The organism is Lentzea sp. NPDC037011 (assembly GCF_055607425.1).
Genome location: NZ_JBVJRT010000002.1, coordinates 259,733 through 274,139, shown reverse-complemented (window position 1 = coordinate 274,139; position 14,407 = coordinate 259,733). Strand labels below are relative to the sequence as shown.

12 protein-coding genes are annotated in these 14,407 nt (G+C 73.0%); 4 read left to right on the top strand and 8 right to left on the bottom strand.

What is annotated here, in order from left to right; all coding sequences use genetic code 11:
- Nucleotides 1-7 precede the first annotated feature (7 nt).
- Nucleotides 8-898: a proteasome assembly chaperone family protein gene (locus ACZ7CH_RS06045; protein WP_470373282.1), complete on the bottom strand. Its 891-nt coding sequence runs from the start codon at nucleotides 896-898 to the stop codon at nucleotides 8-10.
- 159 nt (nucleotides 899-1,057) lie between these two features.
- Here ACZ7CH_RS06045 and ACZ7CH_RS06040 point away from each other — a divergent pair, with 159 nt between their 5' ends.
- The gene (locus tag ACZ7CH_RS06040; protein ID WP_470373281.1) at nucleotides 1,058-1,648 is read left to right on the top strand and encodes a DUF4230 domain-containing protein; all 591 of its coding nucleotides are present in this window, start codon (nucleotides 1,058-1,060) and stop codon (nucleotides 1,646-1,648) included.
- Between the two features lie 96 nt (nucleotides 1,649-1,744).
- Nucleotides 1,745-3,370, top strand: a complete 1,626-nt coding sequence (locus tag ACZ7CH_RS06035) for a serine/threonine-protein kinase (RefSeq protein WP_470373280.1) — start codon at nucleotides 1,745-1,747, stop codon at nucleotides 3,368-3,370.
- A gap of 55 nt (nucleotides 3,371-3,425) precedes the next feature.
- Here the strand turns inward: ACZ7CH_RS06035 and ACZ7CH_RS06030 are convergent, their stop codons facing one another.
- The 4 genes from ACZ7CH_RS06030 to ACZ7CH_RS06015 all read right to left on the bottom strand — a co-directional run bounded on the left by ACZ7CH_RS06030 (nucleotide 3,426) and on the right by ACZ7CH_RS06015 (nucleotide 10,264).
- On the bottom strand, nucleotides 3,426-5,423 hold the full coding sequence (locus ACZ7CH_RS06030; protein ID WP_470373279.1) for a transglutaminase TgpA family protein: 1,998 nt from the start codon (nucleotides 5,421-5,423) through the stop codon (nucleotides 3,426-3,428).
- Nucleotides 5,420-6,535 carry a DUF58 domain-containing protein gene (locus ACZ7CH_RS06025; RefSeq protein WP_470373278.1) on the bottom strand — a complete coding sequence of 372 codons (1,116 nt, stop codon included), beginning with the start codon at nucleotides 6,533-6,535 and terminating at the stop codon, nucleotides 5,420-5,422. The genes ACZ7CH_RS06030 and ACZ7CH_RS06025 overlap by 4 nt, the downstream gene beginning before the upstream one ends.
- 601 nt (nucleotides 6,536-7,136) lie before the next feature.
- Complete coding sequence (locus ACZ7CH_RS06020) at nucleotides 7,137-8,102, bottom strand: AAA family ATPase (RefSeq protein WP_470373277.1); 966 nt, start codon at nucleotides 8,100-8,102, stop codon at nucleotides 7,137-7,139.
- Nucleotides 8,099-10,264, bottom strand: a complete 2,166-nt coding sequence (locus ACZ7CH_RS06015) for an NHL repeat-containing protein (RefSeq protein ID WP_470373276.1) — start codon at nucleotides 10,262-10,264, stop codon at nucleotides 8,099-8,101. The genes ACZ7CH_RS06020 and ACZ7CH_RS06015 overlap by 4 nt, the downstream gene beginning before the upstream one ends.
- Before the next feature lie 244 nt (nucleotides 10,265-10,508).
- Here ACZ7CH_RS06015 and ACZ7CH_RS06010 point away from each other — a divergent pair, with 244 nt between their 5' ends.
- Nucleotides 10,509-11,153: a hypothetical protein gene (locus tag ACZ7CH_RS06010; RefSeq protein WP_360398621.1), complete on the top strand. Its 645-nt coding sequence runs from the start codon at nucleotides 10,509-10,511 to the stop codon at nucleotides 11,151-11,153.
- Between the two features lie 179 nt (nucleotides 11,154-11,332).
- Here ACZ7CH_RS06010 and ACZ7CH_RS06005 read toward each other — a convergent pair whose 3' ends face one another.
- Together ACZ7CH_RS06005 and ACZ7CH_RS06000 are read right to left on the bottom strand one after the other, a co-directional pair.
- Nucleotides 11,333-12,007, bottom strand: coding sequence for a fibronectin type III domain-containing protein (locus ACZ7CH_RS06005; protein ID WP_470368656.1), 675 nt, complete (start codon nucleotides 12,005-12,007; stop codon nucleotides 11,333-11,335).
- Nucleotides 12,004-12,606: a polysaccharide lyase family protein gene (locus tag ACZ7CH_RS06000; RefSeq protein ID WP_360398625.1), complete on the bottom strand. Its 603-nt coding sequence runs from the start codon at nucleotides 12,604-12,606 to the stop codon at nucleotides 12,004-12,006. The genes ACZ7CH_RS06005 and ACZ7CH_RS06000 overlap by 4 nt, the downstream gene beginning before the upstream one ends.
- An 80-nt stretch (nucleotides 12,607-12,686) precedes the next feature.
- Here ACZ7CH_RS06000 and ACZ7CH_RS05995 point away from each other — a divergent pair, with 80 nt between their 5' ends.
- Nucleotides 12,687-13,574 carry a LysR family transcriptional regulator gene (locus tag ACZ7CH_RS05995; protein ID WP_458433416.1) on the top strand — a complete coding sequence of 296 codons (888 nt, stop codon included), beginning with the start codon at nucleotides 12,687-12,689 and terminating at the stop codon, nucleotides 13,572-13,574.
- Here the strand turns inward: ACZ7CH_RS05995 and ACZ7CH_RS05990 are convergent.
- Entirely contained in the window at nucleotides 13,477-14,340 is an 864-nt protein-coding gene (locus tag ACZ7CH_RS05990; RefSeq protein ID WP_470368657.1) for an EamA family transporter, read from the bottom strand. The two genes, ACZ7CH_RS05995 and ACZ7CH_RS05990, sit on opposite strands and share 98 nt — an antisense overlap.
- Nucleotides 14,341-14,407: the final 67 nt, after the last annotated feature.

Here is a 14,407-nt window from a genome sequence, read left to right as displayed (position 1 = left end):
GGAGCTCCTACAGGTGGTCCGGCGGACGCTGCTGCTCGGCCAGGAACCGCTCGAACTCGGCGCCCAGTTCATCCGCGGAGGGCAGATCGGTGTTCCCGACAGTCTGGATGAAGGCGTCGTACTGCCGCTCGAGCGCTTCCACCACCTGGGCGACCTCCTCCGACTCCGCGACCTGCCGGTGGATCTCGGCGTCGGCGGCCTGGGCGGCGTCGATCAGCGCGCCGATGGGCAGCGCGAGACCGGTCGCGCGGGCGACGGCGTCGAGCAGGGTGACCGCGGCGGTCGGGTACGTCGACTGGGCCAGGTAGTGCGGCACCTGGGCGGCGAAGCCCATGGCGTCGTGGCCGGCCTGACCGAGGCGGAGCTCCAGCAGGCCGGAGACGTTGCCCGGCACCTGCACCCGGTTGAAGAACGGCTGGTACTCCGAGACCAGCTCGGGGCGGGTCGCGTGACCGATGACGTTCAACGGCCGGGTGTGCGGCACGCCCATCGGGATGCCGTGGAAGCCCAGCGTCAGGCGCACGCCCCAGCGGTCGACCAGGTCGCGCACGGCCTGCACGAACGCCTCCCAGCCGCGGTCCGGCTCCGGGCCGTTGAGCAGCAGGAACGGGTGGCCGGCGCTGTCGTGCAGCAGGTGCACGACCAGCTCGGGCGTGGCGTAGTCCTCCCAGTGGTCGGTCGCGTAGGTCATCAGCGGCCGCCGGGAGCGGTAGTCGATCAGGCCGTCGACGTCGAATCGGGCGACGACGCGGCTTTCGAGGGTCTCCAGCAGGTGTTCGGCGAGCAGCCGTCCTGCGGCGCCCGCGTCCATGAAGCCCTCGAAGTGGTGCAGCAGCACCGCACCGGTCAGGTCCGGCACCTCCGAGTCCACCTCGTACAGGTTGTCCGGGTCCAGCACCGCACGCCTCCCAACATCGTTCCCGTGTCCATCAAGCCAACCATGTGGACACCGGACTGATTCCGCACGGGTCGATTACCCCATACGGCCCGACTGAGCGCATCACCCCACGGGTACTCCAACGCGGTGGAGAGGCGCTGGGTGACGCGGGGAGCACTGGTGGCGGTCGTCGTTCTCGCGATCGGCGCGACGATCGGGCTCCTGGGCCAGTTCCGGCCGTTCGGGGACGTGCTCGGCGAGCAGACGGTGGACCGCAGCCAGCCCGCTGTCCTCAAGGCGGTGCGCGACCTCAGCCAGTACCACGCCGCCTCCGGCGAGTTCCAGGTCGTGCTCGACATCGAGCAGGACGTGAAGTGGGTGCCCGCGGTGCTGGCCGGTGAGCGCACCCTGTTCGTGGCGGCCGGGTCGGTCAACGCCTACGTCGACCTCGGCGCGCTCGCGGAGGACGGCCTCGTCGTGTCGCCGGACGGGAAGTCGGTCGAGCTGCGGCTGCCGTCCGCGCGGCTGGACAGGCCGAACCTGCACCACGACCGTTCGTACGTCTTCAGCCAGGAGCGCGGCCTGGTCAACCGGTTGAACGCGCTCGTGGAAGTGCCCGACCAGCAACGGTTCTACGTCGCCGCCGAGGCGAAGCTCGCCGACGCGGCGAAGGAGTCGGAGCTGACCAAGCGCGCCGAGGACAACACGCGCACGATGCTCACCGGAATGCTGCAGGGCCTGGGTTTCCAGGTCACGGTGCAGCCTGGCTGAGAACCGGAACGCGCTCTGCGGCGAACGTCGTACGTGCAGCTCAACGGTTTCGCCGACCCCGCCGGGCACCCGGCCTCACCGGGTTAGGATCCGCTCGTGGACGACGACCTGATGGCCTGGGCTCCGGCGAGCGGTGCCGCGCAGGCACCGGGGATCGCGTTGCCGGGCTACAGCGGTTTCCGCGTGATCGCCCAGGGCGGCGAGGGCACGATCTACCGCGCCCGCCAGGACGGTCTGGGCCGCGACGTCGCCGTGAAGGTCCTCCAGGTCACGGACCCGGCCACGGTGACCCGCTTCCGCCGCGAGCTCGCCATCACCGTGGAGCTGGGCCGCCAGCACCCGCACATCGTCACCGTGCTCGACACCGGCACGTTGCCCGACGGTCGTCCGTGCATCGTCATGGAGTACTACGAACGCGGCTCGCTGCACGACCGTTTGCGCGCCATGGGCCCGTTGCCGGTGCCGGACGTGGTGGCCGCGGGCATCGCTGTGGCCGACGCGCTGGCGTTCGCGCACGGTCAGGGCATCCTGCACCGCGACGTGAAGCCGCAGAACGTGCTCGTGCTGCCCACGTCCTACGTGCTGGCCGACTTCGGCATCGCTCGCGGTGCCGACGCGGGCCACTCCGCGTCGCTGCAGATGGTCAGCTACCGCCACGCCGCACCGCAGATGCTGGAGGGCGGCGCGCCGTCGTTCGCCGACGACGTCTGGTCGCTCGGCTCGACGCTCTTCACGCTGCTGGAGGGCAAGCCGCCGTTCGCCTCCGACAACCCCGACGAGGACACGCTGCTGTCCTACGTCGGCCGGGTGAGCACGGCGGAACCGCGGTCGCTGACCCGGTTCGACGTGCCGGCGTCGCTGGCCGCGGTGATCTCCCGCTGCCTGCGCAAGGACCGCGCCGAACGCTTCTCCTCCGCGCTGGAGCTGCGCGACGCCCTGGTGAACGTGGCCTCCGGCGCCACCCTGGCACCGCTGTCCGTTGTGGACCCCGACTCGACGCAGATGATGGGCGAGCGCCCCGTCTTCTACCCCGAGGGCCCCACCGAGGCACCGGGTTTCGGGCCGCGCGGGGTGAAGGAGGAAGAGCCGGAACCCGAGGAGCCGCAGGAGGAACCCGACGACTCCTGGCAGGGCAGGCTCGCTGACCTCACCTACCGCCGCACCGACCTCCCGCCTCCCCCACCGCCGGTCGTCGCGGCACCGCCGGTCGTGCTGCCCACCGTCGACCTGCCGCCGTACGAACCGCCGGTCGAACCGATGACCGCCCCGGTCCGCCGCCGCAACCGCGGTGGCGTGCTCGCGGTCCTCGCCGTGGTCGCGGTGGCGGGCGGCGTCACCGCGGGCGTGCTGCTCAATCGCGGCCAAACCACCACCGCGGCCCAGCCGACGACCACGACCACGTTGCCCGTGCCCACCTCGGAGTCCCTCGACGCCGGGCCGCCCCCGAACGCCGACCCGAGGTTCGTGCCGGTGCTCAAGCGCGCCGAGTACGAGGGCAGGGCGATCGAGCTGGAGTGGAGCGACCCGAGCGGCGGGCAGGCCGAGTTCGTGGTGATCGACGTGACCGGGGCGAAGCCGCAGGCCGTGACGCGGGTGACCGGCGGCGGCACCACGTACGTGATCGAGGACGGCGGCGGGGTGCGGCGGTGCTTCCAGATCGCCGCGTTCGGCTACCAGGGTGAGCGAGGCAGCTCCTCGAAGGTGTGCGCGGCGAAGAACTGACGCCCGCACCCCCCTTCTTCGCAGGTGGCGGGGCGGGGTGCACGTGGCCTGGGCTTCAGCGGCGGCGGAACAGCGGGCGCGGGTCGACCGCCCACAGCAGCCGGCGCCACCAGGAAGCCTTGCGCCGCACCGCTTTCTCCACCTGCCGCGCGAGCAGCCAGCCGTGCTCGGCGCGGGCGGGTCGCGGTGCGAACGCCGCCTCGTCGACCATCGTGGCCAGCCGCGCGCCCGCCTCGCCCCACTCGCGGCCCACGTCGGGTGCGGTGCGGCTCGGGTGCGGGCGCAGACCGGCCAGCAGCAACGAGTCCAGCACCGCGTTCCACGCGCCCACCGGGCCGGCCGCGCGCAGGCGGACGCGGCGGGTGGTGCGGGCGGCGTACAGCGCCAGCAGCAGCACCACCGGGGTGAGCGCCCAGAACGGGAAGCCCTGCCGGAGCTCGGGTGCGGCGACGTTCTCCTGACCGACGGCGGACGGCTGGACGAGCGGCGGCACCGACGCGAGCGAGGTCGGGGTCGGCTTGGCGGTGCTGGAGGCGAGGCGGTTGAGGACCTCGCGCTTGGAGGCGGCGCTGGGGCCGCTGCCGTTGCCGGACACCGGGTCGAACGCCACCCAGCCCCAGCCGGTGAAGTAGACCTCTGGCCAGGCGGTGGCGTCGGCGGCGCGCACGATGCGTTCGCCGGACTGCTCCGGCACCGGCTGGAAGCCCACGACCACGCGGGTCGGCAGGCCGACGGCGCGGGCCAGGACGGCGTAGGCGGAGGCGAACTGCTCCGCGGTGCCCGCTCCGGCCCCGGCCTCACCGGGGTTGCCGAAGAGGAACGTCTCCAGGCGGGCGTAGGAGGACCCGACCGGTGCCTCGGCGTCGGGGCGGCGGTTGAGGCGCACGACCTGTTCCAGCGCAACGGCCTTCTCGTACGGGGTGCGCGCGTTCTGAGTGGCCTGCCGCGCGTACTCGGCGAGGGTGAACGGCAGCCGCGGCACGGCGGTGTAGCGGGTGTCGCCGGGGACGGCCGCCTCGGCCAGGTCGGTGTCCGCGGGGGTGTCGAGGATGCCGCGGACGGTGTAGCTGAGGCCGGTGCGCAGGCCGTCGGCCACCACCAGCGAGCCGGTGTCGGGATCGACCATGGCGTTGCTGAGCGACACGGACCGCGGTTTTCCGATGCCCGGCAACCACTCGCCGTCGAGGCCGGTGATCGTCAGGTCGACGCTCGTGTCCTGGAACTTGCCGCCGGTCGGGAGGTCCGGGGCGTCGACCACGCCGAGCGGCCCGTAGGTGGAGGCCGCTTCCCAGGAGGCGCCGGAGAACCGGCTCAGGGTCACCAGCCGGACCGGCACCTCGGGGCCGCGCATCCGGAACAGCTCCGCGTCGCCCCGCGCCGCCCACGCGGCGAGCCGCGGCAGCGGGTTGGAGATCGCGACGTTCGTGATGGGTGGCGTGACGAGCTTGCGCGGCTCGAAACCGTTGGTGGGCAGCACGATCGTCAACAGCGTGAGCGCGGCCAGCACCGTGGCGAGCACCGCGGGCGGCACGACGGGACCGCGCCGGTCGATGACCAGCCAGCCCAGCGCCAGCAGCACGACGAGGACGAGCGCGGTGATGCCGTAGCGGTCGGCCTTGCCCGCGGTGAGCAGCGCGGCGGACACGTAGAGGACGGCGGCACCGAGCGCGGGCACGAACAACGCGGTGCGCTGCCTGCCGATCGACAGGACGGTCGCGACGGACATGCCGAACACCAGCAGCAGCCCCGGCACCAGCAGCTCCGGTGTGGCCGGTGCGGGACGCGCGGCGGTGAGCAGCCGCGGCACGGTGTCGAGCAGCACGTGCGTCGGGTCGCGGCCGGGCACCGCACCGCGGGCCGCGAAGTAGCCGCCGGCCATCGCCACGGCCATCAGCGCGATCCCCGCCAGCCCGGCGGGAACGAGGCGCCGCAGCGGAACCGCGAGGAACCCCAGCGCGGCGGCGAGTCCGAAGTAGACGACCGCGCCGTCCCAGGCCTGGGCCAGCTGCACCGCGGCGACCAGCAGGACGGCGGCGACCCACCCGTACCTCATCGCGCCACCACCGCGTTCCACTGGCCGACCAGGTCTTCGGCCTTGGGCCCGCTGACGACGAGCACCGACCCGGCGGCACCCGCGGGTTTCTCCTCGCCGACCACGAGCACGGTGCCGAACGCAGCCCGCCCGGCCTCCAGCACGAGCGCGGGGCTGGTGTGCCCGCTGACCACCGCCACCACGTCGAGGTCGCGCACGGGCACGGTCAGCGCGCCGTCGAGCGCGGTCAGCTCCAGGTCGGCCAGCGTCGCGAGGAGCGGCGCCGAGTCCTGCGCCTCCTCCAGGTCCGCGCTGCCGGAGGTGGTCATGAGCCGCACCGGGTGCCCCTGCTCCAGCGCCGAGGTGACGAGCGAGGCCGCGACCTCCACCGCCTCCTCGAACAGCGCCGGGTCGCCGTAGGCGGCAGAGCTGTCGTCGAGCAGCACGGCGAGGTGCGGCCGGGCCGGGTCGGCGTCCTCGCGGATCATCAACGTGCCGGTGCGCGCCGACGTGGCCCAGTGCAGCCGCCGCAGGTCGTCACCGGGCACGTACTCCCGCAGCCCGACCAGGTCCGTGCCGCCGCGCTCGACCCGTTCGTCCGCGCCGACCTGCCCTCGCCGAGCCCCGGACGGCAACCCGCGCACGGGCAGCACCCGCGGCACGACCCGCACCTGCACGACCTCACCGAGCACGGTCCGCGCCTGCGCGAGCCCCGCCACCCCCTTGCGCCGCAACGTCAACGGCCCCACGTCGAACACACCGCGCCGCTGTGTCGGGATCGCGTAGTCCACCGCCTCGGTGACACCGGGCTTCAACAACGGCACGTCGATCGCCATCGGCTCCCCCGCCACCAGGTCCACGGCGTCGAGCGCGACCGGCCACCGCCCGGTCGTCGACAGCTCCAGCCGCCCACTGCACCGCGCGAGCCGCGGCACGGTGCGCGGCCGGACCGTGCGGGCCGTCGTCAGCGGGCTGGCGACCAGCACGGACACCGTCGAGGCCACGACCAGCGCCGTCAGCGCCAGGCCGAACCCGGTCATGCCCGCGTACCGCCACCACAGGCCGACGCCGGTCATGGCGAGGCCGAGGACCAGCACGCCGGTGCCGCGCAGGGTGAGCCGGAGCGCCTTCACGCCGCCCACCGCCGGGCGGTGCGGGATGCGGGCGATGCCGGGGGGTGGGAGTTGCGCGCCACCGTTTGGGAGGCGGTGGGGTGGAGGCCGGTGGGGCGGAGCCCGGCGGGGTGGAGTCCGGTGGGGTGGAGCCCGGCGGGGCGGAGCCCGGCAAGCCGGAGCCCGGCGGGGCGGAGCCCGGCGGGGCGAAGCCCGGTGCGGCGGAGCCCGGCAAGCCGGAGCCCGGCGGGACGAAGCCCGGCAAGCCGGAGCCCGGCGGGACGAAGCCCGGCAAGCCGGAGCCCGGCGGGGCGGAGGCCGGCGGGGCGAAGCCCGGTGCGGCGGAGGCCGGCGGGGCGAAGCCCGGTGCGGCGGAGGTCAGTGGTGCGAAGCCCGGTGCGGCGGAGGTCAGTGGTGCGAAGCCCGGTGCGGCGGAGGTCAGTGGTGCGAAGCCCGCAGGGGCGAAGCCCGCTGGAGCGCAGTCCGGCAAGGCGGAGTCCGTGCGGTGCGCGGTCCGAGACAGCACCTGGTCCGGCGAACCGGACCAGGGCGAGGTGAGCCGTGACCGACGGAGAGCGGCGCCGTGCCGCGCGGGTGAGCGCGGCGCGGGGTGCGGGCGGTCTCATTGCGTCGCGGGCTTGGGGACCGGCACGCGGGACAGCACGTCGGCCAGCACCTCGGACGTAGTCACGCCCGCCAGCACGCTCTCCCTCGTCAGCACCAGGCGGTGTGCCAGCACCGGGTCCGCGATGTCCTGGACGTCCTGCGGCACCACGAAGTGCCGGCCCTTCGAGGCCGCGTACACCTGGGCGCAGCGCACCAGGGTGCGCAGGCCGCGGGTGGACGTGCCGAGGCGCAGGCGGTCGTCGGAGCGGGTGCCGGTGCCCAGGACCGAGATGTACTGCAGGATCGGGTCGGCCACGTGCAGCAGCTGCAGGCGGCCGCTGAACGCGCTCACCTCGCGCGGTGAGGTCACGGTGCGGACGTCGGTGATGCGGCCGGCGCCGCTGCCGGGGCGCAGCACGTCCAGCTCGTCGGCGACCGAGGGGTAGCCGATGGAGGTGCGCAGCATGAAGCGGTCGAGCTGGGCCTCGGGCAGGCGGTAGGTGCCGTCGAGGTCGATCGGGTTCTGCGTGGCCACCACGAGGAACGGGTCGGGCACGGTGTGGCCGACGCCGTCGATCGTGACGGTCCGCTCCTCCATCACCTCGAGCAGCGCCGACTGGGTCTTGGCCGCGGCGCGGTTGATCTCGTCGGCCAGCACGATGTTCGCGAACACCGGGCCGGGGCGGAAGCGGATCTGGCCGGTCTGCGGGTCGTAGACCGACGTGCCGGTCACGTCGGAGGGCAGCAGGTCCGGCGTGAACTGCACGCGCCGCGACACCCCGCCCAGCGCGCCCGCCACGGCGCGCGCCAGCGTCGTCTTGCCGGTGCCCGGCACGTCCTCCAGCAGCACGTGACCGCCCGCGAACATGGCCACCAGCACCAGGTCGACCACGTCCCGCTTGCCGCGCACCGCGGCCTCGACCGCGTCACCGAGGCGGGTGTGCAGGTCGCGGAAGGCCGAGACCTCGCCCGTGTCGATCACTGTTCCTCTTCCCTTCGCGGCTTGATCCGCAGCAGGAACGCCGCCGCGAGCAGGCCCAGGCCACCGGCGCCCATCGGGGCCGTCTCCACGCCGGCCGGTGCCATGCGCGGGATGCACGACGGCTTGCCGGCGCACTCGTCGTAGGTGAACAGCGTGGTCCGCGCGGCCGAGTCGACCTGGCCGCCGCCGGAGGCCGCGTAGGCGCGCACGACGATCCGGTTGCTGCCCTCGTCCACGTCGATCGTCGCCGACGTGGCGTTGCACGGGATGCCGACCGCGAAGCCGTACGTCACGTTCACGACCTCGCAGCGCCCGTTGTGGCTCGCCCAGTCCGCGGGCGGGGCCATGGTCACGCGGCGCGTCGGGATCGTCCGCGCACCGGTGAGCCCGGTGATGACCGTGGCACCCGCGCTCGGCAACGACGGCGGCGGCGGGGGCGGCGGAGGCGGAGGAGGCGTGGTCGTTGTCGTCGTCACGACCGGCGGCGGGGGCGGTGGCGGCGGAGGGGGCGTGGTCGTCGTCGTGGTGGGCGGCGGAGGCGGGGGCGGGGTGTTCGGCGGCGTCACCGTGAACGCGGCCATGCCCGCGGCACCGGCGGCGGTCGCCGTCGACGCGCGCACCGTCACGTCCAGCCTGCCGTTCGTGCAGAACGTCGAACCCGCGCACGGCAGCGACAGCTCGGCCGTCGTGCCCGCCACCTGGGCCGACTTCGACCCGCCGGTGAACGAGCCGGAGCCCGACACCGTGTAGCCCGCGATCGGCTCGGCCGACGCCGGCGCGGTCCAGCTCACCGTCACGACGAGCGCCGAGGAGCTGCGCGACTTCTCCCGCACGGACACACCGGCGGGCGCACCGGGAGCGGCACCACCCGCGGAAGGCGTCGTGGTGGTGGTCACCGGCGGCGGCGACACCTCGGTCGTCGGGCCGCTGCCGTCCGGGGTGCCGCCGGGGTTGCGCGGCGGCTTCGTCGGCTCGTTCGGGTTCGGCGGCGGGGGCGGCGGCACCGACGGCGGCGGCGAGCGGTCCGGGTCCTTCACCGGCAGCTCGGGCGAGCGGATCGTCAGCGAGCGGGTCGCGCCGTCGGCGTCGACCAGCACACCGGTCGAAGAGCCCGGCACGTTCACGAACAGCCGGCCGTCGTCGAACACCAGCTCCGGGTCGGACCCGCCGGCGGTGCGCACGTCGTCACCGCCGCGCTTGCCGCCGCGGTCGAGCACGATGACCTTGCCGGACCCCTTGCAGGGCACGTAGACCTTGTCGCGGAACACCGCGGGACGACCGGGCTTCGGGCAGCCCAGCGAGCCGACGTCGACGCGCAGCACGTCGCGGCCCACGACCAGCACGACGACCGACGACGACGGGACCGAGGCGGGCACGAGGTCGAGCGGCGCGAGCTGCGCGGCGATCACCTCGGCGTCCAGTCGGCCGGTCGAGGCGGAGACGTCCTCGCCGGTGCCGTCGCGCACCACGACGCCTCCGTCCAGGCCGAGCAGCGTCACGCCCTGGTCGTGCGGCACGAGCACGGTGCGCGGCCCGGCACCGGTGACCTGGCGGTGCGACCGCTCCTCGAACTTCTCCTCGTCCACCGACCAGTCGAGCGCGCGCAGGGTGCCGCCGTGGTCCACGACCCACAGCACGCCGCGCTCGTCCACCACGGCGTCCGCGAGCGGCTGCCCCGCCTGCCACGTCTGGCCGACGTCGTCCAGCGTCAGCGGGTCGGCGGTGTGCACGGTGCCCGCCGCGCGGTCGACGACGAACACCAGCCCGTTCGCCACCAGCACCTTGCTCGTCGCTCCCGGCGGGGCCTGCCTGCGCCCGGAGGCGAGCAGCGTCGCGAGGTCGATGACGGTGATCTCGCCCGTGCGCCGGTCCAGCACGATCAGGCGCCCGTCCTCCTGGGCGATCTCCAGCTGCGAGTCCGGCCCGCTGATCTGCAGGCGGGTCTGCGGCTTGCCCGACACCGGGTTGACCTGCACGACCTCACCGCGCTGGTCGTCGCCCAGCCAGGTGAGACCGTCGGAGACGTCCACCGAGGTGCGCGAGATGCCCTGCCCGAGCGCGGCGCCCGCGAGCACCAGCACGCCGAGCAGTGCCGCGACGAAGCTCGCCGACTCCCGCCCTCCACCGGAGATGATCCGTCTGATCCGGTGCCACCAAGCCATCGCGCACCCTCCCTCGCCCGCCGGGGATGCTAACCCCCTGCTCTGACAGCTTCGGACGGTGCTCGGTTCCCGGATCGCCCGGTCAGCCACACGGCCGACATGGACAACGGTAATGACGGGGTCTGACAATTCCGGATTCCGAATGGCACTGGACCGAACCGCGCAGCGCGGAAGACCGAACGGATCAACGCGGACACACGGCGGACGCCCTGCCGCGGAGCGCTCTCCTGAATACAGTGGACCCATGGAGATCCCCGGCATGGGACTGGCCAGGCAGGTGCTGGGCACCGCCGTCACGACGACGACCGCGGTGGCCGCGGTCCCCGGCCGCGTGCTCGACCTGATCGGCGAGGTGGAACAGCTCGTCCGCAAGGTCAACGGCACGATCGACGCGGTCGACGCCGTCGTCGCGCGGGCGGACGGCCTGGTGGAGCGCACCGGCAACGTCATAGCCGACGCGGAGAAGGCGGTCGACCAGGTGCGCGCGATCACCGCGAGCGCCGCGGACGTCGCCGAGCGCGCGGGTGGCGTCGTCGCGACGGCCGGGAGGACGGCGGACACCGCCGACGAGCTGATCCACATCTACGAGCCGATCGCGAAGCAGGCCCAGCCGCTCGCGAAGCGGTTCGTCGACGAGCTGTCGCCGCAGGAGATCGAGGCCGCGATCAGGCTGGTCGACGAGCTGCCCGCCCTCACCGAGCACCTGACCAGCGACATCTTGCCGATCCTGGCCACGCTCGACCGGGTCGGACCGGAGGTGCACCAGCTGCTGGAGGTCACGAGCGACGTCCGCCAGGCCATCCTCGGCATCCCCGGTTTCGGGTTCATGCGCCGGCGCGGCGAGAAGAAAGAGGAGGAAGAGGGTGTGAAGGACGGCGAGAACGGGTAGCCGCTTCGACATGACCGGTCTGAGACATGAAGATCAGCTCACGTGGTGGCTGCTGAGCGGCATCTTCGCCCTGCTGGCCGCGGTGAACGTCGGCCTCGCCGTCACCGAGAGCGCGACCTGGCCCTACGCGCTCGCGACCGTGCTGCTCGCCGCGAGCGCGTGGAGCGCCCGGCAGGCGTTCAGGCCCTTCCCGTCTTCTGGTGCGTCAGGTTCGACGCGACCCCGAATCGGAACGCCCGCACCCGATACGTCGCGTTTTTCTCGTCTGGGAGTGTGATCAGCCCGAACGAGGTGACGTCCGGGTCGAGCTGCGCCGCGACGCGGTAGTCCGCCGCACCCGCGGGCCTGAGCTCGATCAGGTACCCCTCCTCGTCGGACGCGTGGTCCTCCCACGTGAACAGGATTCCGTTCGCGTGCTTGACCTCCGCCTTCAGCACGCCCGGCGCCGCCTCCGGTGACGACACCGGGTGCGTGCCCCCGCCGGTCCTGCGCGGTTCCGCCCACTCGTGGCCATCGGTCTCCGGCACCTCCTCCCCCGGTGGCAGCGCGACGTCCACGGTGTCCGTGGCCGGTCCGGTGAACGGCCGGACCCGGTAGTAGAACTGCGTCTCCGGGATCAGGTCCGGGTGCTCGTAGGTGTTCTTGCCCGGCGGCGCGAACTCCAGCACCGCATACTCGCCGTCGGCCGCGTTCGCGTACTCGATGACCTGCCCGGCCGCCCCCGCCTCCGGACGCCAGTGCAGCGTCACGTCGACCGGCGAGGTCAGCTCGGACGTCAGCGCGGGGGCCTGCTGCTCCTGGCCACAGGCAGCCAGGAGCAGCAGGACCGCCAACCACGTGTGCCGTCGGGTCACTTGCGCCAGAACCGGATGTTGCTCCAGACGACCGTGGCAGGTCCTTGGCCGCTGGAGGTCCGATAAGCGCCGAACTTGTCGTAGAAGCTCGTACCCGAGCTCGCATAGGTGTGCTTGCGCGAGCCGTTGATGTACGTGCGGTGCTCGGTCGCCGTGTTGTGCACGGTGTTCACCCGCACGGTCGTGCCCACGGTCGCGCCGGTCGCGATGGTGTCGCCTCCGTGCACGGCGTAGAGCCGGCCGCCGCGTTCCACGGCGAGCATCCAGAACGGTCCCGCGGTGGGCCCTTCCCGGAACGTCTGCTTGAGACTGACGCGGGTGCCGCCGAGACTGGTGATCCGGAAGCTCCCCTCGAACTGCCGCGTGCCGCCGGAGTAGGTGGCGTACCGGCGCTCTGCGCGCTGGTCTCCGCTCGCGGTGGAGCAGGTCAGCCGGAACGTCAGGTCGTCGACCGTGCCGCAACCGCGTTCCTGGACGGTGAACGATGGTGAGTAACCGGTCCACGGACCGGTTTCCACCTGGGCCTGCGCGGGCGAACCCGCCACGAGCAGACCGGTTGCCGCTGCGATCCCCGCGACGGTGCGGAGTCGTGTGGACATACCGATTCCTCCTCAAGACGTGCTGAGGACAGCACGTTTTCTCAGGGGGCGGTAGCGGCAGCGTAGCCGATAATGATCGGATGTTCGACCTCCACCGGCTGCGGCTGCTGCGCGAGCTCTCCAGAAGGGGAACGCTCGCGGCGGTCGCGCAGGCGCTGAACTACAGCCCGTCCTCGGTCTCGCAGCAGTTGTCGTTGCTGGAGAACGAGGTCGGCGTGCCGTTGCTGGAGCCGGTCGGCCGCCGGGTGCGCCTGACCCCGCAGGCGGAGATCCTGGTGCGGCACACCGAGGAGGTCCTCACCCGGCTGGAGCAGGCCGAGTCCGAGGTCGCCGCGTCGCTGCACGAGGTGACCGGCACGCTGCGGGTCGCGACGTTCCAGACCGCGGCGCTCGCGCTGATCCCGGCGACCCTGGCGCGGATGCGCGACGAGCACCCGGCGCTGCGGGTCGAGTTCCAGGTGCTCGACCCGGCGGAAGCGCTGTCCGCCTTGAACGCCAGGGACTTCGACCTGGTGTTCGTGGAGGAGTGGCCGGACCAGCCGGAGGCGAGGTTCTCCGGCCTGGAGTACCGGGAGGTGTGCCGTGACCCGATCCGGCTCGCGGTCCCGCGTGGACTGCCCGCCGCCGAGGTCGCCGCGTTCCCGTGGATCATGGAGCCGGCCGGGATGCCGCAGCGGGTCTTCGGCGTGAACTGGTGCCGTCACAACGGTTACGAGCCGGACGTGCGGTTCTCCTCGACCGACGTGCTGGTGAAGCTGCGGTTCGTGGAACGGGGACTCGCGGTCGCGCTGCTGCCGGACCTGGTCTGGTACGACCGCGACGTCACCGTGGACCTGCACGAGCTGCCGGTGCCGCAGTCGCGGCTGCTGTTCACCGCGGCACGGGCAGGGCGAGGTCAGCATCCCGCGGTGCGGGCGTTCCGGGAGGCGCTGGCGCTGTCCACAGCGCCGCTCCGACCCCCGCGGTGATGACGAGCCCGACGGCGCACAGCGAGACCAGGTCCAGGTGCTGGCCGAGCAGCACCGCGCCGGCGAGCGCGGCCGCCGCCGGTTCCAGCGCGAGCACCACGCCGAACGTGCTGGCCTGCAACGTCTTCAGCGCCCTGATCTCCAGCGTGTAGGGGATCGCGGAGGCCAGCACCGCCACGAGCGTGCCCAGCAGCAAGATCCGCGGCTCGAACAACGCCGTGCCCGCCGTCGACAGCCCGTACGGCAGGGTCAGCGCCGCCGCGACGGCACTCGCGCCCGCGAGCCCGCCGGTGCCGAGGCCCAGCGTGGCGATGGTGCGGCCGGCGAGGACGTAGCAGGCCCAAAAAGCAGCGGCGACCAGCGCCAGCACGACGCCGACCAGGTCGAGGCCGGCACCGCTGTGCTCGCGCAGCCCCAGCACCACGACCCCGGCGAACGCGAGCCCGACCCACACGAAGTCCCTGGGCCTGCGGCTCAGGACGGCCGCGAGCCCCAGCGGCCCGAGGAACTCGATCGTGACCGCGACGCCGAGCGGGATGCGTTCGAGCGCGAGGTAGAACGTGCCGTTCATGCCGGCCATGGTCATGCCGAGCACGAGCGTCTCCTGGCGGAACTTCGGCCGCACCACCACTGCCAGCAGCAACGCCGCGATGCCCAGCCGCAGCGCCGTGGCCCCCGGCGCGCCGATCTGGCCGAAGAGCTGACTTGCGAACGCCGCTCCGAACTGCAGGGAGATGACCGAACCGAGGACCAGGAAGACCGCCATGGGCACAGCCTCGTTGACCAGGTCTCTTCGGTACAGCTCAAGTTTTCGAGCGATGTCGTTCGGTTTT

Coding starts and splice junctions, on each gene's coding strand:
- ACZ7CH_RS05990 (WP_470368657.1), bottom strand. CDS start 14,340: ATGGCGGTCTTCCTGGTCCTCGGTTCGGTCATCTCCCTGCAGTTCGGA.
- ACZ7CH_RS06000 (WP_360398625.1), bottom strand. CDS start 12,606: ATGTCCACACGACTCCGCACCGTCGCGGGGATCGCAGCGGCAACCGGT.
- ACZ7CH_RS06030 (WP_470373279.1), bottom strand. CDS start 5,423: ATGAGGTACGGGTGGGTCGCCGCCGTCCTGCTGGTCGCCGCGGTGCAG.
- ACZ7CH_RS06010 (WP_360398621.1), top strand. CDS start 10,509: ATGGAGATCCCCGGCATGGGACTGGCCAGGCAGGTGCTGGGCACCGCC.
- ACZ7CH_RS05995 (WP_458433416.1), top strand. CDS start 12,687: ATGTTCGACCTCCACCGGCTGCGGCTGCTGCGCGAGCTCTCCAGAAGG.
- ACZ7CH_RS06015 (WP_470373276.1), bottom strand. CDS start 10,264: ATGGCTTGGTGGCACCGGATCAGACGGATCATCTCCGGTGGAGGGCGG.